Raw genomic sequence first — 25,455 nt, forward strand, 5'->3', positions numbered from 1 at the left:
GGTTTGGTGCATTATATGTGACAATAGTTTAAAACGACAACGGCTATGGATACGAAGAGGCCACTTCCACGACAAGCATGAAAGTGGCCCTAGATGGAAAAGTTAATTCCTATTAAGTCTTATTAGGCTAATGCGCCACGCATCTCTCTCAATTGGTCGAGCTTACTCTCCCACTCAGCGAGTCGCGCACGCTCTACAGCGACAACTTCAGGTTTCGCTCGGTCAACGAAGTTAGGATTACTCAGCTTCTTGCCCGCTTTTTCAACTTCCTTCGCAACCTTCTCAATTTCTTTATCGAGGCGAGCCTTCTCGGCATCCATATCGATTAAGCCATCGAGGGGCATGTAAACTTCACCAAATCCAGTTACTGCTGCAGGCGTCCCCTGCGGAGCATCGTAGTTATTTTGTAACTCAATTTTCTTAGCTCCTACGAGAGTAGCCAGTGTATCGCACTCACCTCCGACCCAGCTAGCAACTGGCTTGAAAACGAACATCACGTCCTTACTTGCAGCGAGGTTGTACTCAGATTTTAGATTCCGCAGCTTGCCCGCAGTTTCATAGAGAGCATTGGCGATTTCCTGCCCCTTGGCGATTTCCTCAGCGGAAAGTGCAGCCAAAACAGGAGTAGTATCGATCGCCTTATTCATTAGGAATTCTCCAGTAGATACATAGCCCATCTTAGAGCTTAGCTCTTCTGTGATGTGTGGCATGAACGGGTGTAAATGTGCGAGGTAACGGCTCATCACCAAATCTATCACTCCCAATGTAGTCTGCTTGGCAGCTTCATCACCTGAACGGAAATCAAACTTCGCAGCTTCGAGGAATTTATCACAGTACTCAGTCCAGAAGAACTCATAGAGCTGCTGCGTAAGATCGTTGAAACGGTACTTGCCATACGCCACTTCTAAATCAGCACCCAGTTTGTCGAGCTTCGCTAGAATATCGATGGAATAACTCGGAAGATCATTAGAGATTACTAACTGCGAACCATCACTTTCCTGCATTTGGCGGAAACGGCATGCGTTATAAATTTTGTTCGCAAAGTTACGCCCTTCTTCGACCTGTGATTCATCAAACTTCACATCAGCACCAATCGGAGCAATGCGCATGAGACCAAAGCGTAAACCATCGGCACCATACTTATCCATCAGATCGATCGGATCAGGTGAATTACCGAGTGACTTGCTCATCTTGCGTCCCTTGAGGTCACGAATGATTGCAGTGAAAAACACGTTCTTGAATGGCAGTCTGCCTTCAAAACGATAACCTGCCATGATCATGCGAGCGACCCAGAAGAAAATAATATCAGGCCCCGTCACTAGATCTGTAGTCGGGTAAAACTTTTGCTTCACATCTCCTGACATAGTCGCAAATGGCCAAAGCCATGAACTGAACCAAGTATCCATGACGTCTTCGTCACGCACCCATTCACCTTCAGATGGAGGCTCAGTACCTACATAAATATCACCAGATTGGAGATCTGCATTATCAAGACTCTCTTTTTCTCGAAGCTCAAATGCCTTTTCCTTTTTGTACCAAACTGGAATTTGATGACCCCACCAGAGCTGGCGGCTGATACACCAATCTTGAAGATTCCCCATCCAGTGCGCATAGGTCTTCTGCCAGCGCTCAGGGCGAAAAGTAACCTCGCCATTCGCTACTGCATCAGTCGCTTCTTGAACTGCAGGGTACTTAAGGAACCATTGCATGGAAATGCGTGGTTCTACTACCACGTCCGCACGCTCAGAGAATCCAACATTATTTTCATACTCCTCTACTTTGATAAGTAAGCCACGCTCTTCGAGCATCGCTGCAGCCTTGCGACGCGCTTCAAAACGATCGAGTCCATCAAGCTCAGGAACCTCTGGACAATTTACTCGTCCATCAGGGTGGAGAACGTCAATGATCTCCAGGTTATGTCGTTCACCTATTTCGAAATCAGCCTTGTCGTGTGCTGGAGTGATTTTTAAACAACCAGTACCAAACTCCACATCCACGTGATCATCTTCGATCACAGGAATCTCTGCCTCAGGGAATGGGCGGCGCACTTTTTTACCCACGAGATGCTTAAAGCGTTCATCGTTAGGGTTCACAGCCACTGCAATGTCACCCATCAATGTCTCTGGGCGCGTGGTCGAAATTTCAAGGAACTTGCCTGGCTCGTCAACAAGCTCGTACTTCATGAAGTAGAGCTTGGACTTTTTCGGCTTCATGATCACCTCTTCATCGGAAAGCGCAGTAAGTGAAACTGGACACCAGTTTACCATACGCTTACCTCTATAAATTAAACCTTCATTGAACAGGTCTACAAAAACTTGAGAAACTTGCTGTGAGTAGTCCTCATCCATCGTGAAACGCTCACGGTCCCAATCGCAAGAGCAACCAAGACGCTTTAGCTGTTTGATGATGATGCCACCGTGCTTATCTTTCCAGTCCCAAACACGCTTCAGAAATTCCTCACGCCCGAGCTCACGACGAGTAGTACCTTCCTCTTCGCGCACTTGCTTTTCTACTTTGGTCTGAGTCGCAATACCCGCGTGGTCAGTCCCCGGAAGCCACAACACTTCTTTCCCCTGCTGACGTGCACGGCGTGCCAGAATGTCTTGGATCGAATTATTTAATACGTGTCCAAGGTGAAGAATACCGGTCACGTTTGGTGGTGGTATGACAATGGAGTAAGCGTCCTTATTTGAAGAAGGATCCGCGTGGAAACACTTGTTATCCAACCATTGTTGGTACCAATTCTTTTCAACCTCTTGTGGTTCGTATGCTTTAGGCAGCTCGGACATAGTAGCCTCATAAATAGACCGCTCGCCTTTGTAAAGCCAAGCCATCACTTTCTAGGCTACTTTCGCCAATAAATACCTATTCCACTAAATGTGTCCAACTATCATGGGCAATGGCTATTGACCAAGAGCGAGACGCTAGATAAGAGGCGTACATGACTAGCGGCCAGTACAACTTAGCGCGCAACCTTCTCTTCAAACTTGATGCGGAAGACGCGCACCACCTCTCACTTGAGCTCCTCCGTAGAACTGAATCGGCAGGGATCCTTAAGTATGTCGCTGGTAAATTACCAAAACCTCAACCAGTCGAGTGCATGGGCCTCACTTTCCCGAACCCAGTAGGACTCGCTGCGGGCCTGGATAAGGAAGGCACGACAATCGATGCTCTCGGTAGACTAGGGTTTGGTTCTGTAGAGATTGGAACCATTACACCGAAACCTCAGCCAGGAAATCCGCTCCCGCGCCTTTTCCGTATTATTGAAGAAGAGGCTATCATCAACCGCATGGGCTTCAATAATGTAGGTATCGACCAAGGAGTTGCCAACGTACGCGCTGCCAAAACTTTCCGCGGCATTGTCGGTTTCAATATTGGCAAAAATAAAATCACCCCTAACGCAAACGCAGTCGACGACTACCTGGCTGCTCTGCGCGGTTGCTGGGGCGTGGCAGATTATGTCACCGTCAACATTTCTTCACCAAACACACCTGGATTGCGTGACCTTCAAGCAGCGGACGACACAGCTCGCCTCCTCGAAGCTCTAAAGTTAGAACAAGTTATCCTCACTGAGAGAACAGGTATTCACATGCCCATAGCCCTCAAAGTAGCCCCTGACATGGGTGAGGAACAGATCTCCGAACTTTCTAAAGTATTTCTCGAAGGTGGCCTCGACGGCCTCATCGCCACCAATACAACAATCAGCCGTGAACAAGTCCTAGGTAAGCCATACGCCCAACAGGCTGGAGGTCTCTCTGGTAAACCTGTCACCGAAAAATCCACTGAAGTGATCAAAGCGTTTTACTCGCACCTCGGAGAACAAATTCCTATCATCGGCGTTGGCGGGATCATGACTGCTGACGATGCCGTAGAGAAACTGGATGCCGGAGCCAAGCTGATTCAACTCTACACGGGTTTCATCTACCATGGCCCTCCACTCATTCACTCTATTCTCAATAAACTTGCAGCGCGTTAATTCATTGTTAGTATAACAGAAGCTAAATATAATTTATAAAAATCATGAGAAAATCAATCACAGTATTCGCCGCTATTACTTCCGCTGCAGCATTCACAAGCTGCCAACCACAAAACCATGCTCAGGCTAATGCTGGAACAGGTGCAGCTCTCGGAGCTATCGCTGGTGGTATTATCGGTCATCAGTCTGGGAGTGGACTAGAAGGTGCCGCAATTGGTGCAGCAGTAGGTGGCGCAGGTGGCTATGCAGTAGGCAACGAAAAGGATAAACAATACCGTTAATCCAGCCCCACTTCATACCTTATCAATAGGCATCTCATATGGGATGCCTTTTTCATTTTCCTCTAAAATAGATTCTTGGGGAATAACACCCCCTACTTATCCCCTCCTACGACCAGCAAGCGTGCATCTCGCTTGAGAAAATAACGATTCTTATGACTAGGCCATTACTCATCACGCTCCTCACGCTTGTGCTCGGACTTCAATCGAACCTGCTTGCCCAGTTCGGAAAACCAAAAACACAAGCTGCCATTGTACCCGAGTACACCACCGTCACAGCGGGTCAGACATTTACCATCGCTCTAGAGCTCACGCACGACAAAGGCTGGCATTCCTACTTTATCAATGACGGCATAGGTCACTCCATCGTACCGGAAATCGAGTGGACCCTACCAGAAGGCTGGACAGTGAGCGATCTCCAGTTCCCTACTCCACACGAATTTTCCTTCGCCGGCGCACAAGTCTATGGCTACGAAGGAACTAATTACCTCCTCACCACTGTCACCGTACCTAAAGCTGCGGGCACAGGCTCCGTCGAGCTCATTGCCGATAGTTCATGGCAGGTTTGTGATGACTCAAGCTGCCTCCCGCCCAACGGTAAAGAGCTTAGCTTTTCACTCACAATCGCCGACACTTCCGCAAAAAACCCAGAGTACTCAAAAGTGGAGCAATACAAGCTCAAGCATTTCCCGAGTAAAATTCTCCCAGAGAATCTACAGTTTACTGCTGAAGAAACCCCTCAAGGAATCGTCCTTAGTATTACAGGCCCTCTACCCGAAGCCACTGAGTTTTTCGAATACGATAAGCAAATTGATGTTCAAAGCCCAAGAACTAGTGAGCTAGACGACCAAACGATGCAGTTTAAAGGACAACGAAACATGGGGAATAAATTAGGAGGCGAGGCAGCTCCCAAATTAGAAAACCTCCGTGGCATCCTCTACTCACCGAACAAGTTCGAAGGAACTGACCAACATGCTTTTTGGATCGATATCCCCTTCGGCGGCAATATTTCGGCAGCTAGCACAAGTGGTGCTACAGAAACGAATACACCTATACCGCTCAATGAACCTGAAGCCGACATGAGCGTCTCTCTAGTACTTGGATCGCTTCTTTTAGGAGGCCTCATCCTCAACCTCATGCCTTGTGTGTTCCCTGTTATTGGACTCAAAATCATGGGCTTCGTACAGCAAGCCGGTGAAGATTCCGCGAAAATAAAACTCCACGGTCTCGCTTTTACAGCTGGTGTACTCTTGAGCTTCTTAGCACTCGCTGCAGCGCTCTATCCACTGAAAGCCACCACAACACTAGGCGCGCAACTCCAAGAACCTTGGGTGGTATTTATCCTAATGGTGGTCATGCTCTTACTCGCACTCAGTATGGCTGGTTTGTTTGAGATTGGAGCAAAGGCAACTAGCGTCGGTGGTAACCTCACCCACAAAGAGGGTGTCTCTGGATCCTTCTTCTCTGGCGTCCTTGCTGTAGTGATAGCTACCCCATGTTCTGCTCCATTTTTAGGACCAGCAATTGGTGCCGCTTGGAATTTCGACGGACCACTATTTTTCCTCTCCCTATTAATGATGGGCGTCGGCCTTGCTCTTCCCTATATCACCCTCTCCTTTTTCCCAAGTTTAGTGAATAAACTCCCTCGCCCAGGAGCTTGGATGGAATCCTTCAAACAAGGCATGTCTTTCCTTCTCTTTGCGACAGTGGGTTACCTCATTTGGGTATACAATGGACAGGTAGGAGAGGTCGGCCAAAAGGGGCTCGCCATCATGTTAGGCGCCACACTCATCGCACTTTCTGCATGGATTTATGGCCGCTGGAATACACCAGCTAAAAAGAAACAAACTCAACTAATTGCTAAGATCGTTGCCCTCCTCGCCCTCATTGCGGGAATATCCATGGCAATGCCACCAAAAGCTGTCGATCCTGATGTGGCAGCAGCGGAAGCTTCAGTCCCTGAACTCGACTGGCAAACATGGAGCCCTGAAAAAGAAGCCGAACTTCGTGCAGCAGGCACTCCTGTATTCGTAGACTTCACGGCTAAATGGTGTCTCACCTGTCAGACGAACAAAGCCGCAGCATACACCGCAGCCACTCGCAAGTTTTTCCATGAAAACGGTATCGTCACCCTCAAGGCTGATATGACCAAGAAGAACCCTCAAGCCACTCAGGCTATTCACGCGCTCAATCGCTCAGCTATTCCGGTCAACGTGCTCTATGTTCCGAACGATGCGAACCCTCACGTCACCCGTGAGGTGCTCACAGCTGATTACCTCACGGATTTCATCAGCTCTCGCCTCGATCAGTAAGGTTTAAAGCCACACCCATTCGATTGGTATTTCAATGCGTGGGTGGAGGCTTTGATGTACCGGACATGTCATTGCGGCATTGATGAATACCTCTTTAAGTGGTGAGTCTCCAGCAATGGGGACTTCAATTTTAACAGGTAATTTCACGATGCGCCGCGGCAAGTCTTCAGACATAAACTTCTGGACCGTCACGTTCAGTCCCTCTAGTGAGATGCTGCGATTTTCAGCAACGATTCCCATAATTGTGATCATGCAGTTACCTAGTGCAGTAGCCACGAGATCAGTAGGAGAGAAGGACTCTCCCTTGCCGTTGTTATCCACCGGCGCGTCAGTCTCGAGTGTTTGACCAGATGGCCCGTGAGTAGACTTGCAGCGTAACTGCCCTTCATAAGTGGTAGTGATTTCAACCATAAATTTATTCTTCCGTTTGTTGAGATTCGTCGACTAACACAACGCGGAAGCCGAACTGGTTAGCCCGAAGCGATTTAGAAATAAGAAAGCGAGACCAAACCCGTAGATGGCTTTTTGAAAAGCTCGCCCAGCTCCCCCCTCTAACAACAGCTAAATCTTGACCTTCTTTATACGGTGTATCCACCCACTCATAGACATTTCCGCATAGATCAAATAACCCATATTGGTTAGAAGTAAAACTCCCCACAGGAGCTGTTTTCTCAAATCCATCATCGTAGTCATCAATGGTACGACTCTTTGAAACTCCCACAGCGCGTGCTGCAGCTTCATCTGCTAAATTAGCCACCACGTCACTTGGCGGAAATGATCCATTCCAGAAATAGATATCCGTCAATTCAGGATTATTCTGAGCCTCCAAATCCCGAGCCGAGGGTGAGGCGTTTGCATCCTCAAAAAATCCTACGAGTTCACTCCATTCTAGATCTGACGGTAGTTTGTAGCGATGTCCCTCACTGATACGCTCTTCCGCGAGCTCTCGTTTAGTAAGCCATACACAGAAGGCCTCGGCATCTTCAAGATTCACTCCAACCACAGGGTGATCCTCCCCTTGCATAAAGCCTGGATTTAGAGGTAGAGGATGACCTGTATCTTCTACAAATAACTCATAATCCTCTACGCGAGTCTCCCATACCGCCGCCATAAAACCCTCGCGAATAGGCACCAGTGGCATACCTATACTATTCACCCACTGCATACCAAAAATAAGGCCATCGTTTGGTTTAAGCTCTACAAATAAATTGCGCTTACCACCCTCTCCGACTTTAACTGTTTTTTGGTATTTTTTATAACCTTCCGCCCGCATTTCTATGCGAATCTCACCTGGCCTTATCCGTTTCAACTCCAATGGAGTCGAGCCGACCCAGCGCTTATTCACATAGACACGAGCCCCTGCTGGTTCACTTTTTAACGCCACAGTGGAATATGGAATATCCTTCACAATGATCCGCATAGGTAAACGGTTCGCCAATTTATCTTCTTCAGTAAAATCAGCAGCAAGGAGATCGGGATCCAGCATATAAGTCATCATCTGGTGCTCCCCTAACAGTCCGTGCCTACGCGCCAATCGCTCTAACCATTTAGCATAATTATCCGCAACCGAACTATTCGTTAATACAATCTCTACACTCTCACCACTCTCACTAAACGGTGTAAATTTATGAGCAAATTTCTTTTTTGTCATTTTCAGAAATTTCTCAAATGCCGGACGCCGTACAAAACCTGAAACATGGTAACCACCCCTTGGTGAATAAGTCTCACCTAATGGATCGACCCATATCAGATTCCTCACTGGTGGTTGGTAAATATGTAAGGACTCGTCAATAACCCAGATCTCTGAATCCGGCACGGTATAGTTCTTTTCAAGGGTCTTATAACCATCAAGTTCAAAGCGATAGGTAACCACTTCGCCTGGCTCGAAATCACGGAAGTCTGTGGGGGTTTCTTCCTCTAATAAAACACCATTTTCGTAAACTTTCGCATAAGGTGGGTAGGTTGCTACCTTGATAGAGCAAATCTCATTCTCAGGCCTATTTGAATTATCAACCACCTCTACTGCTTGGATCACCTCCGCTGGCTGATCCACCACTTTTCTAGCTTGTTCTGTAAGCACATATTTTGCCCCAGCAGCAACTAGCACCACTAGCAAGCAAGCTGATAGACATTTAAGAATAAGCTTACCACGCTTCTTCCTAACTCGCTTTCCTTGCTGGAGCCGATGGAAGGCTTCCGCTAATTCAGTGGCTGTGGTGATCGTGCGCTTAGCTTGCTTCGGCTCACAAATATCACAAATCACCTGATTCATCTCCAGCCACAGCTTTCGCTCCGCGCCCTGTGGCAACTCATCTGGAAGTTCAGGGAATTGAAGACGATCCTTCCCCGTCACCATTTCATACAGAACCTTGCCCAGACTATACAAGTCAGCCTGCGCTGAGCCTGGACCCTCTGGAGGAACAAAACCTTCAGTGCCCACAAAAGTTCGCTGGTCTCTCACAGCCACCAAGCCGATGTCCGCCAGCTTCGCTTTTCCTCCCACAAAAATAACGTTAGAAGGCTTCACGTCTCTGTGCGCCAAGTCCCTATCATGTAAATACGCCAAAGCTTCAGATAGTCTCAAGCCAACATCGAGGCAGAACTCCACATCCAACGTCTTCCCTGCTGCAGTCACAAGATCAGAACGTAATGTGCGTGCTTCATATTCTACCGGGTTAATTTCCGGACCAGTGTGGAAATCATCACCGAGCTCCATCACATAGTAATAGAACTGAGACTGGCCTTCTTTACTGCGTCCAACGTGAAGGATATTTACCAGACCTGGATGGTCCCTAGAAATTGGCTCGTACTTAAGAATCCCCTCGAACTCACGCTCAAATCCGCGTTCGTCATCAAAGTCTTTTCTCCACACGACTTTAACTGCGCGCCAAGCGCCAGTCACTCCCCGAGCAAGCCACACCTCACCATAAGCTCCTCCGCCTATCTTGCGCAGAACCTCATGATCCGGAATGTGAACTTCTAATATGGCATTACTCTTCATCGTCATCGAGCTTCGCCAGCTCTTTTTTCAACACAGATCCCACACGGTGCTTCGCCAAGTATACTTGTGCCATACTCACCCCGAGATAGTCTTGCACTTTTTTAGCATCCCACTGTTTGATCACATAGTAATCGAATATCTGGTACTGCTTGGGTGACACTTGACCTTTAACTCGGGCTAACGCTGCATCTGCTATATTTTTCTTCCACTCCACTTCCCACAAACGATTTAACACGTCTCCATTGGGGTCTTCCACTCTATCAATAATCGCAGTTTTGCGATCATCATCAGCCATCCCGCTGGACATTGCTGTGTCCTTCTTGCGTTTACGGTACTGATCATTGATTCGCCAGCGAGTCATATTCATCAGCCATGATTTGAATGAACCTTGCTCTGGGTCGTAGAGCTTTTTCTTAGATTGCTTCGCAATGGACAGGATAGTTTCTTGGACACAATCGAATGCCTCTTCAGAACGCAAACCGCTCTTAATGGCAACGGAATAGATGAGCCTCCAATAGGTCTGATAAAACTCATCCCATGTACGCTGATCCTCCCAGTTATCGAGACGCGCGATCAAGCTCTTGCGTGTTTTGGCATAGCTCTGTTTCAATACGTCGTCACGCTCCTTGTCCTCGTCCTTATCTTCCATCGGCTTGTTTGATAACATATCAATTTTAGATTGTCTGCTATCGTTCTTTAAAACGTAGGCATTGAGCCGCAGCTGTCAATAAAGCCTAAATAAATTCTAGCACTCCATGTTTACCCTTACTTTGAGCTTTCAATCAGAGATTTTTCACCCTAGCTTGACTTCACCCCACCCGTTTATTTCGCAACGATTGATCATTTATGTTCAAGTATTTCCGCACATTTTTCATCATCATACTTCTTGGTTTGATTACCCAGCCAGCCATGGCTTGGGAAGTCGTCAACGTCCGTGGACAGCAGTACGTAACTGCCGCAAGCATCAAAAGTTTCTATAATTTCAGCAAACTGGTCCGCTATGGAAAATCTGCCGTTCTTGAGAATGCTTCAGTAAAAATGAAAATCTCGGCAAATAGCCAGGAATGTTTAATGAACAGCGTAAAGTTCATTTTGAGCTATCCGGTTGTTGAGCATTCTGGGCGCCTACTTATTTCTCGTATCGATCTATCCAAGCTCATCGACCCAGTTCTACGACCTACATATATCCGCAATGGAGGAAGCTTCCGCACAGTTATTCTCGATCCCGGTCATGGAGGCAAAGACGCTGGCGCGGTCAACCAATACGGAACCGAAGCATATTATAATCTGAAAGTTTCCCGCCTAGTGCGCGACATACTTCAACGCCAAGGCTACAATGTAGTCATGACTCGCGACACTGATCACTACCTCTCACTTCAGCAACGAGTAAACTTTGCCAACCGTTACCAAGACGCTATCTTTATTTCCATCCACTTCAATGCAGGGGGACGCCAACAAGCTCGTGGTATCGAGACCTTTACCCTCTCTCCAGTTGGCGTTGCTCATTATGGACGTGGAGTCAAAAGCTCTGACTACAACACTCAACAAGGCAACCATCAGGACTCTGCTAACATCGCGCTGGCCACAGCTATCCACGGTAGAACTCTCGAGCGCACGCGCTCTGCCAGCATTCCAGACCGCGGCATCAAGCGAGCACGCTATAGTGTTCTCACGAGTGTTCGACACCCCGCTGTCCTTGTCGAAGGCGGCTTCATGAGCCACCCCACCGAGGCTCGTATCATCCACTCTGGAAGCTATCAGCACAGTGTTGCGATGGGAATTGCTGAGGGTATCATTCGCTACCATCGCGCACTTGGATCGCGCTAGCGCACCCCATTCAAGGAAGAAGTATAGACTTCCACATGAAAAGCACTCTAGAGGACTTGCAGTCTAGCGAAACCTTGCTAACTTTTGGTCAAATCTTGAACCAAAGACATGTTAGAATCTAATTCCTACGCTTCCCCCTATACTGTCGCTGCTCAGCCAGTCGATGCACGCTCAGCTTTCATTCGGAAAACTTACGCTCACCTAGGCGGAGCAATAGCAGTATTCGCACTACTCGAATACTTTTTCCTCCAGTCTCAAACCATGCTCAACTTGATGGCTCCAATGATGGGCAACTGGTGGCTCGTACTGATCGCATTCATGGGGGTCTCCTGGATTGCCAATAAGTGGGCAACTAGTAGCACGTCACTTGCTATGCAATATGCAGGGCTCGGACTCTACGTCGTCGCTGAAGCGATTATATTCATCCCACTACTCTACATGGCCGTTGGCATTACAGGTAGCCACGCAATCATCGGACAAGCTGGAATTATCACAGTTGCCCTATTCCTAGGTATTACCGCAGTCGCTTTCATTACTAAAAAGGATTTCTCCTTCCTCAATAGTTTCTTGATGATTGGTGGTTTCATCGCTCTTGGACTTATTTTTGCGTCTATGATTTTCGGATTCAACTTAGGTATCATCTTCAGCGCTGCTATGGCGATCTTCGCGAGTGTGGCCATCCTCCGTGACACGAGCAACATCATCCACCACTACGGCACGAACCAATACGTTGCTGCATCACTGGGCCTATTCGCCTCTGTTGCACTCCTATTCTGGTACATACTTCAGATCCTTTTGTCACTTACTGGACGCGACTAGTAGAGATAACGACAACTACAGACTTCAATCTAAATCAGCGTTTCGGGCTTCCTTCCGAAACGCTTTTTTCTTATATAATAGAAACACCATGCGACCAGAAAGAACACTTCCAGAGCACGTTGAGATTATTCAGCAGCTCATGCTTCGCGCGCCTCAACATCGCGCCATACTCATACCAACGATGCTGCTTATTGGACTCGTTTCTCTCACACTAGGAATGAGTCTCACACTCACTGCTGGGATTGACATCAGCCTTTCTAGCTACCCTATCTCCACAGGGTTTTGGATATTCTCATGGCTGACAGCCTCCATAGCACCTATCCTACTATGCTTTTTTCTTGCTGCAAAACAATCAAAAGAGCACCAGCACAAACTTGACTCCGCACAGCTGCGCCACATTTTCCAAAGTCTCGCACCCGCTCTCATTTCTGGATTCATCATCGGCATGGCTGTGAGCTTCCATGATGTTAGGAACCTTCCTCTAACCGCAGCAATATGGATCACAAGTTATGGCGTCGCTCTTTTAGCAATCCGTATTTATTGCACAAAATCTGCACGCTTCTTAGGTATACTCATGCTCGCATTAGGCTTAGCCTACACTTTTGTCGCTCTTAGAGTCGAAGGCATTATCCATCCTATTCACCTCGCGAACTTCTTTATGTGTGTGGCATTCGGTATGTTCAACATCATCGTGGCATCAGGCTCTATTCTTTTCGCGAAAGCCAATGCCTAAGACCACTATGCGATTCAAAAGAGACTAATGCTGGAGTGATTTCCTGGTCAATCAAGGCGTGACGAAGGAGCGGTGCGAGCACCGTAACTGAGGAATAACGCAGATTCAACAGGATAGCGCCCAGACTTCACTTCTTCCGCAACGCGCTATTCCCCAAGCTTCATTAAAATCACATTTGTCTCTTTTGGAACTCAGTTTGGTATAAGACTCACTCATCTAGTGGGCTTTTTGCCAGCTTTTCCCTACGAGCCTCGAGAGCATCAAATATTTTCTGTATCTGTGAAGCTCGATAAGCTTTTACTTTAAGATCATCAGTCCCGATCAAGTACCAGCCGAAGCATGCCCTCGGAGCCATGATCACCACCCTGCGCCGCTCATCTTCAACCTTTATTTCTAAGCCAAGAGCCACAGGGTAGATCCAATCATCATATGCCGCGTCCTTTTTATAACGAAACCTCGCTTTGTCAGGTAATTTAAGGTCCGCTGTCACGTTCGGCTCCACATCATACCGAGCCTCATACGCTAGATACATTTTCACAGCCCGCTCTAGGGCATCTTTATTCTGAGCATAGATCGACGGCTCCTTTTCTTGAGCCACGGACACCACATGCAACAGCACTGTGAAAATCAGCAAAAAACAACGCATAGCTGAACTTCTACACTACTCTAACATATCTCACAACAATATACATCCACCCCTCTCTCAGCTATCGGCTGAACATATGAAACGTAAAAGCTAAATCCACCCTCCAAATAGTCACAAATCCCACTTGCCCTAAGTCGTTCCATCGCCTACCCCCAAGTGACCGAATTTCCACTTTCTCGAACCAACAATCACACATCACAATGCATCGCGTTTTTGTCGAAAAACAAACTGAGTTCAACTCGCCCGCTAAAGAGTTGCTCCACGACCTCAGAGAGAACCTGAGCCTTACTAATCTCGAAGGTGTGCGCGTCATTCAGCGCTATGACATCGACGGCCTCAGCGATCAAGATTTCGCAAAGGCTAGCCAGCTCATTCTTTCCGAGCCACAAGTCGAGACCTCTAGCTCCGAGCTCTCTGTAGCGAGCGATGAAGTCGCTTTCGCGGTAGAATATCTCCCTGGCCAGTTCGATCAACGCGCCGATTCAGCTGCACAATGTGTGCAGATTCTTACTGAACAAGATGCACCTATCGTTGTTTCCGCTCACATCATCATCCTCAAGGGGACGATCACTGACGTGCAACTCACAGCAGTAAAAGACTACGTGATCAATGCCGTTGACTCTCGCGAAGCTTCCATGGAGCAGCCAGAATCACTCGCTCAAGAAGTCACCACTCCAGCCGACGTTGAAATTCTCGAGTGGTTCGGTGATTCCACTGACGAACAGCTGACGATCAAGCGCAATGAGCTTGGCCTAGCTATGAGTGCTCAGGACTTTATCTTTACCCAGCGTTACTTCCGCGATGATGAAAAGCGTAACCCGAGCATCACTGAGATCAAAATGCTCGACACCTATTGGTCAGACCATTGCCGTCATTCCACCTTTGCGACACGCCTCAATGAAGTATCTTTCGATGATGGCACCGAGTATATCAAACAAGCATATATCCGCTACCAGGAAACACGTGAAAACGTGTACGGTGAAAAAATTTATTCCCGCCCAGAATGCCTCATGGATATCGCCCTCATGGGCATGAAAGAGCTTCGTAAAACTGGCGAGCTCGACAACGTAGAGGTTTCAGAGGAAATCAATGCCGCATCCATCGTCATCCCTGTCGACGTCGACGGAGAAGAGCAAGAGTGGCTCCTCATGTTCAAGAATGAGACACACAACCATCCTACCGAAATCGAACCTTTCGGTGGAGCTGCGACATGTCTCGGCGGTTGTATTCGCGACCCACTCTCTGGCCGTTCTTACGTTTACCAAGCCATGCGCGTCACTGGTGCTGCTGACCCACGCACACCATTTACTGACACCATGCCAGGTAAACTCCCACAGCGTAAAATTTGTAAAGGTGCTGCTGACGGCTATTCCTCTTACGGTAACCAAATCGGTCTCGCGACTGGTCAAGTTTCTGAAGTCTACCACCCTAACTATGTCGCTAAGCGCATGGAGATCGGTGCCGTAGTTGCAGCAGCTCCTAAGGAAAACGTTTTCCGCGGTAGCCCATCCAATGGCGATGTAATTCTCCTTATCGGTGGCCGCACTGGCCGTGACGGTGTAGGTGGAGCAACTGGTTCTTCTAAAGAGCACACCGACACAGCACTCGATAATTCCGCAGAAGTTCAGAAAGGAAATGCGCCTACCGAGCGCAAAGTCCAACGCCTCTTCCGTAATCCGGAACTCGCGAAAAAGATCAAAATCTGTAATGACTTTGGTGCTGGCGGCGTTTCTGTTGCAATCGGCGAGATCGCTCCGTCACTCGAGATCAACCTCGATAAAGTTCTCAAAAAATACGACGGACTCGATGGTACTGAACTCGCTATTTCCGAGTCTCAAGAACGCATGGCAATCTGTGTAGACCCATCCACCATCGACTACTTCCTAGCTGAATGTGATAAAGAAAACCTCGAATGTGTAAAAGTTGCTGACGTCACCGATTCCGGCCGTCTCGTTATCACATGGCGCGGCAAGAAGATTGTCGATTTCTCTCGGGCATTCCTCGACACCAATGGTGTTACTCTCGATGCAAACGTAGAAGTCAAAGCTCCTACAGAAGAAACACCACTCGGTAAATCTCTAGCCTCAGTAGCAGCAGCTTCTGGTCTCAAAGCTAAATTCACGACAGCTCTATCCGATCTCAACTCCTGCGGCCAAAAAGGTCTCGGAGAACAATTCGATAGCTCAGTCGGCGCAGGCACTGTACTCCAGCCATTCGGTGGAGCACAGCAGCTCACCCCACCAGATGCAATGGTTGCAAAAATACCACTCATCTCAGGTAACACTACGACATGCTCGTTCATGTCATGGGGGTTCAATCCGAACATCGCTACTTGGTCACCTTACCATGGTGCTCTCTACGCAGTGACTGAATCAGTATGCCGCATCGTTTCCGCTGGTGGCCGCCTCAATGATGTGCGCCTCACTCTTCAAGAGTACTTTGAAAAACTTGGTACAAATCCAGCACGCTGGGGCAAGCCATTTGCAGCTCTTCTCGGTGCATTCACTGCACAGAACGCTCTTCGCCTCGGTGCAATCGGCGGTAAGGACTCCATGTCTGGCTCGTTCAATGAAATCGATGTCCCACCGACTCTCGTCTCTTTCGCTGTAGCTCCAGGTAAGACAACTCTAGCAGTTTCCCCAGAATTCAAAGAAACTGGCAGTGACATCTACCTCGTAACTACACCGCGTGATGAAAACCTTCTTCCTGACTTTGAAAAGCTTAAGGAAATTGCTGATCTTCTCTACACGATTAATACTGAAGGAAAAGTCAACGCTATGCACAGCCTTGCAGAAGGCGGTGTCGCCGTTGGCCTCTCTAAAATGAGCTTTGGTAACAAGATTGGCGCCATCGTCGAACTCGCGGAAGACACACTCTTCGGCGAAGGTTACTTCAACTTCTTGGTGGAAGCAAAAGCTGGCTCCGAACTCCCAGCTGCTCTCAATGCACAAAAAATTGGTCAAACTGTTGAAACCACAACACTGACTGTGAATAATGAAGTACTCGACCTTGAAGAACTCCTCTCAGCATGGACAGGAACTCTCGAGTCAACCTATCCAACCAACACAGAAGTCGCTCACAACGAATTAGCAACATTCACATATGATGCTCCTTCAAAGCAGGTCAAATCATCTGAAGACTGGCAGCTAAAAACTGGCAATTCCAGACCACGTGTGGTCGTGCCATGCTTCCCTGGCTCAAACTCTGAATACGATTCAGCGAAAATGTTCAATGAAGCAGGCGGCGATGCACACATCGAAGTCTTCAGAAACCTCTCAGCTACACATGTTGAAGAATCTCTCGCAGCACTCGCTAAGCAGATCAACGAATCTCAGATTCTTATGCTTCCTGGTGGCTTCTCAGCAGGTGATGAGCCGGCTGGTTCAGGTAAATTTATTGCCACAGTTCTACGTAACCCAATCGTTCGAGACGCGGTAATGGATCTCATTAAGAACCGTGATGGCCTTGTGCTCGGTATTTGCAATGGCTTCCAAGCACTGATCAAAACCGGTCTTGTGCCATATGGTGAAATCCGTGACCCGCAGCCTGGCGCACCGACTCTCACCTTCAACGACATCGGCCGCCACATCGCATGTTACGCAACAACACGCATCGCGTCCAACATGTCACCATGGCTTGCTAACACCGAAGTTGGCGACCTGCATAACGTTCCTTTTTCACACGGTGAAGGCAAGTTCTACGCCACTGAAGAAGAGATCAAGCAGCTCGCTGCAAACGGCCAGATAGCCACGCAGTACACCGACTTAGCAGGAAATCCATCCATGGACATCCGCTATAACCCGAACGGCTCCCTCTATGCCATAGAAGGCATCACCTCACCTTGTGGTCGTGTACTCGGAAAAATGGGCCACACTGAGCGCCGCGGTGAAGATGTTGCCAAAAACCTTCCTGGTAACAAGCACCAGCCACTCTTCAAGGCAGGTATCCAGTACTTCGCTTAAAACTGCGACATCACATCAAATCACAAGAAGCCCATGTCATTACGTCATGGGCTTCTTTCGTTAAAAAATCAGTGTCTCTCGACATTGTAACACTGATAGCTTTTGACCAAGTAATAAAAAAGGCTCATGGAATAACCCATGAGCCAAAAATTTAATGTAAGCAATCAGTGACTACTTAGCTTTAATCACTTGTTTTCTCTTACCATCTTTGTCGACAATAGTAAATCCTCCACCAGTTAACTTAGCTAAAGTTGACAGAGCGTCTTGTGCAGATGGCTCCATCATTGCGATGGTATTAATCTTGATACCTTCTTTAGCAGCTCTTTCTCCGAGGGTCTGAGCAACTTTATCTGCATCACTACCCACACCATCAGTCATGAAATAAATCACCTCCGGAGCTGGCTTCATCTCAAGAGCCATAGTGAGCGGTATATTCCATGCTGTACCGAAAATAAGAGGAGTATTTTTAACTGCTGAAAGTGACTGCTTAATATTGTTAGCGTCTGCGCGAATCCATTCAGCTCTACCGATTGCTGAACGTGATGTCCAATCGCCAGATCCCCTTGCCCCGTAGGTATACTTTCGTCCTTTAGCTGTAGTAATCTCCCCCGCTTGACGGCTATTCACCTTGAGTTCCTCACCAGCAATCCAAGCCGGCCCAGCAAAATAGATCATTTGATAATCCATGCTAGATGGAAGCTCCTTAATGGCTTTGGTGAGCTCTATACGCATGAGCTCATCACGTCTACCTTTCATCGACATGGAATAGTCAATCACATAGGCAATACGCTGAGCTTCTACTTTCTGACCAAAGAAAGATGCAGCAGCAGCTCCAGCCCCGTCACCCCAGCCACTTCCATCAAAACCCTCACCGAAGTCGTCTCCAGCACTAAAGTCGAGACTTGGTACGGACACATCAGAAACTGGGTTAGGAACCGAGATACTTGAAGAAGAAGTAGAAGCAATCACGCGAGCCATAGACATACTTGGTGCTGACGGTGGCTTCACTACTTCATTGGTGACTTCAGGCTTTTCAATCGTCTGAGTTTCTTCAACAGACGGATTATAGGAAACGATTTGTGGTGGATTCTTCACTTCAACCGTCATTGCTATCACAAATAGAATCAGCCCCAGCAAGAAGCATGAAAGAATAGCGATGACAATGGACGAAATACTCGAAACTCTCTTCTGCGCAACTAGTGCTACTTTAGCTTCTTCTGAAATTTGTGCGTGTATACTCATAAGACTAAGATGGGACTATTAGGTTTCTAAAATCATTACGATTATTCCAGGTCATGTCCATAAGCAATTCCTCTTTTCCGCTCACAATACCCCACTAAAAATTGGGGGTAGGCTCATCATAGTCCATAAAAAACCCTGTAGTAATAACACCACAGGGTTTCTAAAATTTAAAGAATCAGCTTAGACTAACCTCCAGTCTTCGGGCCACGCTTGCTTGGCTTTTTAGCCCTCTTCATTTGATCCATTGGATTCTCAGGTTTCTTAGGACCACCAGGTTCCCTGCCTGCTGCAACTTCCTGCTGTTGCTGAACTTGCTCCATCTTCTCAGCGAGCTTCTCAAACATACCTTTTTTGTGAGGTTTTCCGTCAGCAGCCTTCGCAGCCTTCTCCTGAAGTTCAGGCTCAGGAATATTCTTCATTAAGAGCGTCTGAATGATGGATACAACGTTCTGTGTAGACCAGTAAAGCGCCAGAGCAGCCGCGTAGTTATAACAGAAGAAGAAGAACATCAGCGGCATCAGCATGAATATACGACGCTGAAGCTTGTCACCAGACTGTGGTGTCAGACGCATCTGAAACACCATCGTGATGGCCATAATGATAGGCAAAACGTTAATAGGCAGTCCGAAGACTTCCCAAACTGTGTCAGGACGAGAAAGATCATTGACCCAGAGGAAGCTCGCTCCACGCATTTCAACTGCAGAACCAAGCATCTTAAATACACCAAAGAAAATAGGAATCTGGACCAACATCGGCAAACAACCACCCATAGGGTTCACTCCATAGGTCTTATAGAGTTTCATTGTCTCCTGATTGAGTTTCTGCGGATTATCCGCATACTTCTCACGCATTTCTTTCATGATAGGCTGCAGTTTACCCATGCGCTTCATTGTACGCGTAGACTTATTATGCAGCGGCCAAATCAAGATTCGGATAAACATTGTAAGGAGAATGATAGAAACTCCCCACGCCCAGCTCGCATTACCAAACCAACCGTGAATGATATCCAACGCCCAACTCATGAAAGTCGCGAAAGGTGAGAACCATCCGTAGTTCATGATAGCATCTGTATGCGTACCGACCTGAGTTATAATCTCACGACTCTTAGGCCCCATGTAGACTTCGAGCGCGTAGCTCTGCTCACTATTAACCTGTAGAAGTTGATCCGGAAAATTAAGCCCCATTGTAAAGACCCAACGCTTAAGCATTTTTTCATCTTCTTGGATGTCTCGTTCCTTACCTGTCGCCCATACGCTATCGACTTGAAAACCTTTTGGCATAAAGAAAGTCGTGAAGAACTGGTTATTCACACCAGCGTACTCGAGTGATGATGGTTTGATAATCTCTACTGGCTTCGCTGAGCTAAACCAACCACCAGCAAACGGCTTATGTTGATTAAACTCAAAGCTCCCGTCTTCGTAGTAAAACCAGCCAGCTTTATCTTGCATCTCCTTACCGTGCAACGGCGCGACAGTACCGGTGTAGACACCGTAATCAGAGAGGTTAATAGGCTCACCTGTTGCGTTCTTAAAACTAAGGTCGAGCATCAGGCGGTAACCTTTGGCTTCTTCACCAGGAACAAGAGTCCATAGCTTCTTCACCTTAATACCATTGCCGATCTCACCCTCAAAGGTCACCGAGCTATTTGACTTCTCTGTAATCGCGTAACTACTACCATCGATCTCATTGTAGTCATCTGCGAGAGCTCCTACTGGATAGTGTGAAAGCTGATTGATTTTGATATGACCGTCTCCATAGATAGCCTTCTGTTGAGGAAACTCGGCAGTCTTCACCCCACCACCAATACTCGTAAAGGTGTAAACTACATCTACTACCTCACCGTCCTTACCAGTGAGCGTGTGTGTCTCTTCCTTTGCCTTAGCTGGCAGCGTCGGCTTGTCAGTAATCAACTCAGGCGCCGAGTCCTGATCTAATTGCTCTACCAGCTCCTGCTTCACAAGCTCTTGTTGAGCCACTTTTAATTGGTCTTCATTCTGACTCGTGTAATAAAAATTAGCCACGAGGCCTAAGCCACAAAGGACAAGAATGATCCATGCTTTACGATCCATCATAGTGTTTATGTATATCTAAGAAATTTATTTTTTAGGTGGGACTGGGTCATGCCCGCACCCGCCCCACGGGTGACAACGACAAAGGCGGTGAATGCCCAGCCAGCTGCCTCGCAGTGCTCCATGGGTATCTACCGCCTCATAAAAATAATGCGAGCAAGAAGGTGAAAAACGACACCCTCCATATGGGCCGCTCACAGCCCTTAAAATAGGATTCAGAAATTTCTGATACCCTCTGATTGCGAGTTGGATCAATGTGACAATTGGTCGCATCTCTACTCTACTGATGTAAATAACCCTAACTTACGCGTAAGTTTGAGCCACTCTCTCTCAAGTTCTTCATAGCTAGCCTCAGTAGCACGCCATCGAGCTATCGTTACAATGTAACAATCCTCCCTCAATGATTCACCATGCTTCTGAATAATTGATCGGAAAACACGTCGCAAATAATTGCGTTGATGTGCTTTCCCCACTTTTTTAGTGGTGATCAATCCAAGCTTGAAGTGCTCTAGCTCCGCTGCAGGCAGGGTGCTAACAACAAGATAGCGCCCCGGACGCGACTCCCCCAGTTCCCTCACACGAGCAAACTCTGCTCGGTGATTCATTGAGAACTTTCTTGGGAGGCGCATGGGGCGCTTTCACCTGAAATTATAGCGATCAAGAGCAGATGATAAATTATCTACTCTCGATGTTATAACAGACTAGGTGTGTTGTTTGGTGTGACGCTTGAAGTGAAGCTCAGCACCTTTAGGAAGGAGACGCTTACGGCCTTTTTGACGACGACGACGGATACAGTCGCGGCCTGCTTTCGTAGCCATGCGTGCGCGGAAACCGTGCTGACGCTTACGTACGCGCTTAGATGGTTGATAAGTTCTTTTACTCATGATGGTATTCCTACTTGGAAGTTAGAAAATGATCCCTCGACCTCCTCAGTTGAGGCGGTTGGATGGGCGGGCAAACTAAGTATTTCGGGACGCTTGTCAATACGTCATTCATATTCATTCACATTTTTTTTCTGAGTTCTTGGTTTTTCATAGCGATCACGTCCACATACTGCTAACCTCGCGCATCAATAAGATGAGTGAGTCAACTGAAACAAAACAACACCTACTTGCAGACGATATTCCAAAGGTAGAAACTGCAACCATTGAGGATCTTGATCAAATCACAGAACTCGTAATGGAGCTACTCGATGAACAAAGCGACTTCACTCCCGACCGTGCCACTCAGGAACGAGGACTCCAACTCATCCTCGAACAACCCAATCGCGGACGTATTTTTGTTCTACGAAATGACCATCAGATCATAGGTGTCGTAAACCTACTCTTTACCATTTCCTCAGCAGAAGGTGGGATGGTCCTACTCCTGGAAGACTTCATCATCCACCCGACCCATCGCGACCATGGATACGGAGCCATTCTTTTTGAACACGTTATAAAATTTGCCAAAGCAAAAAACTTCCTCCGCATCACCCTTCTCGCTGATAAATTCAGTGAAGCCTCCCAAAAATTCTTCCAAAACAAAGGCTTCAAACATTCGGGTATGGTACCTATGCGCTTGAACCTACGTTAAGCCCTTTAACGGCCCAACATCCAGTTAGTCTCATCGACGCTAAGCTGCTGAGCCTCTCCCTTGCCCTTAATTGGCGGGGCCACAAAAGAATCCTGCTCCACCTGTGTTGCAGTGTTAGCGGTCCTAGATTGATCCGTGCCGCGATTCACGGTTTGTGATCCCCCATAAAACTGCCCGCTTTCATAGCCTTGACCTGAAGCATTTGCTGCTTGTCCCTGACCATTCGCTTGCTGATCAGCGAAATGAGGGGCCTTACGAAACTTATTACCGTCACTCGTCCCTTGGTAAGCGCCGGCGCTGTATGCCTTATTTTGACTCCAGCCTTTCTTACTGTAGGCATTTGTATCGAAACTCGAGCCACTCTGCTGTCGAATATCACTATAATTAGCTTTGCTTTCTAAGCTACTGCGCTTGTCACTATTCACCTGCACAGAGCCGTCCTCTTTCACTTGGTAGTTCACATCTGACATATACTTATCCAGTTCATTAGACTCAGCTTTTGAAACAGTCACTTTTCGCTCACTCGCACATGAGCAATACAATACAGGCAACACAACAGCATAAGAAACTAATAACCAACAGCGCATGCATCAGCATGTATCTAAGATGACTTTCTAAATCAAGTACTCAATCTTAATATAATAACACGAATGCGCTTACCACCCTTGCCAACCGTGTCAGTGAGACTTCCGCATCAGAAAATTACGATGAGCACAAATCAACTCCACACGCCTTAGAACCTCGCTAGACGTTATTTACAGAATACCTCAGCCCCATCCAGTTCAGCACGCTTTCTTAAACTAGCACGCACCTCAACTAGACTCTGTTTGCCACAGATCTCACTACTTGCTACAATCTACTCATGCATCAAAAACAACGCTTCGTCACATTTCTGCTATTAGGAATCTCCTCTCTTTTCCTAGCAAGTTGCGCCACCAACGCCACTCAACACCGTATCGATAAAAATCCTGAAATGTACACACGCCTTAGTGAACAAGACAAGCAACGGGTAGACTCTAAACAAATCTCTCAAGGCATGAGCAAGGAAGCCGTCTATCTGGCATTCGGCAGCCCTACACGCTCAGCCAATGGTGAAATAGGTGGCAGTAATTACGAACGCTGGTACTACACTCGCCTCACACCAGACTATGTTGGTGGCTACTACCCAGGATATGGCAGCTATGGGCCACGCGGCTATTACGGCTACGGCGCCGGATTCAGCGCCTTCCCCGATTACACTCAAGAGCTCGAAGCTATTGTAGAATTCCGCAACAAAAAAGTCTACGGCTGGGAAGACGCTCGTTAGACCCATGTAATGAAATTTCCACACGTTTGCTACTTGCACTCTCAGGCATGAAACTCTTAAAGTGCATTCACATGAAATTGTTACTCACTTCTCTGTTAGCAGTTGCCAGCGCTTTCGCATTTTCCTCATGCGCAACAAATGGCACCGGCAGCCTCGGCGCCTATGATGCATATGACTTACCAGCCAGTAAACCTAGCAACCCAAGCAACGTACGCGTAAAGGTCTCCACAAGCGCACAGATGTGCTACGTGATGGAAGGCAATAAAACCCTCCTCGTGATGCCTGTCTCCGTTGGAACAAACTCAACTCCAACACCAAAAGGAAATTTCAGCATCTACAGCAAACAAGAAAATCGTCGCGCAGTAACCCATGGTTTCTATGACTTAGGTGGTGGGCGCTACGGCCAAGGCTACCTCCGCAACAAACCAGTAGGAGCAAAATTCGTCGGCACCCCTATGCCTTACTGGTCAGAATTTAAGTCCGGTTACGGATTCCACACAGGTTGGATGAAAGATAGCCCATGCACTCACGGATGTATCCGCATGCACCATAACGTCGCACCAAAATTCTTCGCCCTCATCAAAGAAGGCACACCGCTCAATATCGCATACAGCCAGCCTGAAGATAAAACAATTGGACGTAACGTGCCTCGCCCTCCAGACGCCACACCACTCCCTGACTTCCCAGCCAGCTACATGGTTACCAACGCTGTCTACAAACGTCATAACCCCCCCAAATACCAGTAAGCTTTTCTTTCTCAAAAATGCTCGCAGTGAAGACTGCGAGCATTTTTTATGTATAGCCATACGGACAACACGCCCCCCTAAAAAAAGTATTTGCCAAGTTCCACGTATAGGTACAAGATCCCCCTGTCGTCACGACATCGAAGTTGTTCTTCGGGATTTTCACTTATCGAGTTATTTGTAACTCACTCCATGTTTGTATGGGGAACCCCACATTGAATATCCAAATTTTTGTGCAAAGGCATGACTATGTGACACACACACACTAACACACAGTATTTTCTATTGTTTTAAATACATGGAGTCTATTTCACAGAACGGACTCCAACCAACATTGTTTACTAACAATGCCTATCCAATGCGATAGCACACACTACTTTACCTACTGATTCCAATATGAGCGAAGAAGCTTCTCAAAAAGAAGAAAGCGCAGATATCAAAGCTACCGTTAAAAAGGCAGCTAAGAAAGCGACTAAAAAAACAGCTAAAAAAGCCGCCAAGAAAACGGCTAAAAAGGCTAAAAAGGCTGCGACCAAAAAAACGGCTAAAAAAGCGCCGGCTAAAAAGGCTGCAAAGAAAACAGCTAAAAAAGCCGCAAAAGAAGTTACACCGAGTAACTCAACTTCGGCTGTAGCAGCTACGCCCGTTGCGCAACCTGCTCCTGCTCCTGCTCCTGCTCCTGCTCCTGCTCCTGCTCCTGCTCCTGCTCCTGCTCCTGCTCCTGCTCCTGTAATGGCAGCAAAATCAGAACGCCCCGCTAGAGGTGACAATTCTAGAGATGGTGAGAACCAAGATAGAAGGCAGCACAATAATAAGCGCAGACAGCGCAATGGCAGAGTCGAGGGTGGTGGCCGTGTCCAACACCGCGACAACAACAACAACAACAATCGCGACAACAACAACAATCGCGACAACAACAACAATCGCGACAACAACAACAATCGCGACAACAACAACAATCGCGACAAC

At 47.5% G+C, this 25,455-nt stretch carries 21 protein-coding genes and 1 pseudogene; 11 read left to right on the top strand and 11 right to left on the bottom strand.

Translation table 11 applies throughout. The features are described from left to right. Positions 1-122: 122 nt before the first annotated feature. Entirely contained in the window at positions 123-2,789 is a 2,667-nt protein-coding gene (locus ACSHX2_RS06340) for a valine--tRNA ligase (RefSeq protein ID WP_435691689.1), read from the bottom strand. A 152-nt stretch (positions 2,790-2,941) separates the two neighbouring features. On the opposite strand from ACSHX2_RS06340, the gene ACSHX2_RS06345 reads away from it, so the two are divergent. The 3 genes from ACSHX2_RS06345 (at position 2,942) to ACSHX2_RS06355 (ending at position 6,566) form a co-directional block, all read left to right on the top strand. Next, on the top strand, positions 2,942-3,976 hold the full coding sequence (locus ACSHX2_RS06345; protein WP_435691691.1) for a quinone-dependent dihydroorotate dehydrogenase: 1,035 nt from the start codon (positions 2,942-2,944) through the stop codon (positions 3,974-3,976). Between the two features lie 44 nt (positions 3,977-4,020). After that, complete coding sequence (locus ACSHX2_RS06350; protein ID WP_435691693.1) at positions 4,021-4,257, top strand: glycine zipper domain-containing protein; 237 nt, start codon at positions 4,021-4,023, stop codon at positions 4,255-4,257. A 152-nt stretch (positions 4,258-4,409) separates the two neighbouring features. Continuing rightward, positions 4,410-6,566: a protein-disulfide reductase DsbD family protein gene (locus tag ACSHX2_RS06355; protein ID WP_435691694.1), complete on the top strand. Its 2,157-nt coding sequence runs from the start codon at positions 4,410-4,412 to the stop codon at positions 6,564-6,566. A gap of 3 nt (positions 6,567-6,569) precedes the next feature. Here ACSHX2_RS06355 and ACSHX2_RS06360 read toward each other — a convergent pair whose 3' ends face one another. From ACSHX2_RS06360 to ACSHX2_RS06370, 3 genes are read right to left on the bottom strand one after another with little or no spacing between them, the layout of a single operon-like run. Then, on the bottom strand, positions 6,570-6,977 hold the full coding sequence (locus ACSHX2_RS06360) for an OsmC family protein (RefSeq protein WP_435691696.1): 408 nt from the start codon (positions 6,975-6,977) through the stop codon (positions 6,570-6,572). A gap of 4 nt (positions 6,978-6,981) precedes the next feature. Beyond that, positions 6,982-9,567, bottom strand: coding sequence for an SUMF1/EgtB/PvdO family nonheme iron enzyme (locus ACSHX2_RS06365; RefSeq protein ID WP_435691698.1), 2,586 nt, complete (start codon positions 9,565-9,567; stop codon positions 6,982-6,984). Then, positions 9,557-10,216, bottom strand: coding sequence for a sigma-70 family RNA polymerase sigma factor (locus tag ACSHX2_RS06370; RefSeq protein WP_435691727.1), 660 nt, complete (start codon positions 10,214-10,216; stop codon positions 9,557-9,559). Before ACSHX2_RS06370 ends, ACSHX2_RS06365 begins: the two co-directional genes overlap by 11 nt. 197 nt (positions 10,217-10,413) lie before the next feature. Here ACSHX2_RS06370 and ACSHX2_RS06375 point away from each other — a divergent pair, with 197 nt between their 5' ends. The 3 genes from ACSHX2_RS06375 (at position 10,414) to ACSHX2_RS06385 (ending at position 12,946) form a co-directional block, all read left to right on the top strand. After that, complete coding sequence (locus tag ACSHX2_RS06375) at positions 10,414-11,394, top strand: N-acetylmuramoyl-L-alanine amidase family protein (RefSeq protein ID WP_435691700.1); 981 nt, start codon at positions 10,414-10,416, stop codon at positions 11,392-11,394. A gap of 108 nt (positions 11,395-11,502) precedes the next feature. Then, entirely contained in the window at positions 11,503-12,213 is a 711-nt protein-coding gene (locus ACSHX2_RS06380) for a Bax inhibitor-1/YccA family protein (protein WP_435691702.1), read from the top strand. An 88-nt stretch (positions 12,214-12,301) separates the two neighbouring features. Continuing rightward, positions 12,302-12,946, top strand: coding sequence for a hypothetical protein (locus tag ACSHX2_RS06385; protein WP_435691704.1), 645 nt, complete (start codon positions 12,302-12,304; stop codon positions 12,944-12,946). Between the two features lie 208 nt (positions 12,947-13,154). Here ACSHX2_RS06385 and ACSHX2_RS06390 read toward each other — a convergent pair whose 3' ends face one another. Further along, positions 13,155-13,592: a hypothetical protein gene (locus tag ACSHX2_RS06390; RefSeq protein ID WP_435691706.1), complete on the bottom strand. Its 438-nt coding sequence runs from the start codon at positions 13,590-13,592 to the stop codon at positions 13,155-13,157. Between the two features lie 200 nt (positions 13,593-13,792). On the opposite strand from ACSHX2_RS06390, the gene ACSHX2_RS06395 reads away from it, so the two are divergent. Then, positions 13,793-17,554, top strand: coding sequence for a phosphoribosylformylglycinamidine synthase (locus ACSHX2_RS06395; RefSeq protein ID WP_435691708.1), 3,762 nt, complete (start codon positions 13,793-13,795; stop codon positions 17,552-17,554). Positions 17,555-17,725: 171 nt separating this feature from the next. Here the strand turns inward: ACSHX2_RS06395 and ACSHX2_RS06400 are convergent, their stop codons facing one another. The 5 genes from ACSHX2_RS06400 to rpmH form a co-directional block, all read right to left on the bottom strand. After that, positions 17,726-18,796, bottom strand: a complete 1,071-nt coding sequence (locus ACSHX2_RS06400; protein ID WP_435691710.1) for a hypothetical protein — start codon at positions 18,794-18,796, stop codon at positions 17,726-17,728. 185 nt (positions 18,797-18,981) lie between these two features. Continuing rightward, positions 18,982-20,868, bottom strand: coding sequence for a membrane protein insertase YidC (gene yidC / locus ACSHX2_RS06405; RefSeq protein WP_435691712.1), 1,887 nt, complete (start codon positions 20,866-20,868; stop codon positions 18,982-18,984). Positions 20,869-20,892: 24 nt separating this feature from the next. Next, positions 20,893-21,138, bottom strand: a complete 246-nt coding sequence (gene yidD, locus ACSHX2_RS06410; protein ID WP_435691714.1) for a membrane protein insertion efficiency factor YidD — start codon at positions 21,136-21,138, stop codon at positions 20,893-20,895. A gap of 2 nt (positions 21,139-21,140) precedes the next feature. Beyond that, positions 21,141-21,494, bottom strand: a complete 354-nt coding sequence (rnpA, locus tag ACSHX2_RS06415) for a ribonuclease P protein component (protein WP_435691715.1) — start codon at positions 21,492-21,494, stop codon at positions 21,141-21,143. A gap of 72 nt (positions 21,495-21,566) precedes the next feature. Beyond that, positions 21,567-21,749 (bottom strand): 50S ribosomal protein L34, encoded by a 183-nt coding sequence (gene rpmH / locus ACSHX2_RS06420; protein WP_377093189.1) that lies wholly within the window; start codon positions 21,747-21,749, stop codon positions 21,567-21,569. 193 nt (positions 21,750-21,942) lie between these two features. Here rpmH and ACSHX2_RS06425 point away from each other — a divergent pair, with 193 nt between their 5' ends. After that, positions 21,943-22,437 (top strand): GNAT family N-acetyltransferase, encoded by a 495-nt coding sequence (locus ACSHX2_RS06425; protein ID WP_435691717.1) that lies wholly within the window; start codon positions 21,943-21,945, stop codon positions 22,435-22,437. A 5-nt stretch (positions 22,438-22,442) separates the two neighbouring features. On the opposite strand, the gene ACSHX2_RS06430 is transcribed toward ACSHX2_RS06425, so the two are convergent. Further along, the gene (locus ACSHX2_RS06430) at positions 22,443-23,024 is read right to left on the bottom strand and encodes a hypothetical protein (protein WP_435691719.1); all 582 of its coding nucleotides are present in this window, start codon (positions 23,022-23,024) and stop codon (positions 22,443-22,445) included. Between the two features lie 275 nt (positions 23,025-23,299). Between ACSHX2_RS06430 and ACSHX2_RS06435 the strand changes: the two genes are divergently transcribed. From ACSHX2_RS06435 to ACSHX2_RS06445, 3 genes and pseudogenes are all read left to right on the top strand, one after another. After that, a complete protein-coding gene (locus tag ACSHX2_RS06435; protein ID WP_435691721.1) occupies positions 23,300-23,743 on the top strand; it encodes a hypothetical protein in 444 nt (147 codons plus the stop codon). 71 nt (positions 23,744-23,814) lie between these two features. Continuing rightward, the gene (locus tag ACSHX2_RS06440; protein ID WP_435691723.1) at positions 23,815-24,489 is read left to right on the top strand and encodes a L,D-transpeptidase; all 675 of its coding nucleotides are present in this window, start codon (positions 23,815-23,817) and stop codon (positions 24,487-24,489) included. A gap of 393 nt (positions 24,490-24,882) precedes the next feature. Next, positions 24,883-25,455 (top strand): annotated as a pseudogene (locus tag ACSHX2_RS06445) (hypothetical protein); the annotation flags it as partial.

Source organism: Rubritalea sp. (assembly GCF_051252225.1).
Classification (GTDB): Bacteria; Verrucomicrobiota; Verrucomicrobiia; order Verrucomicrobiales; family Akkermansiaceae; genus Rubritalea.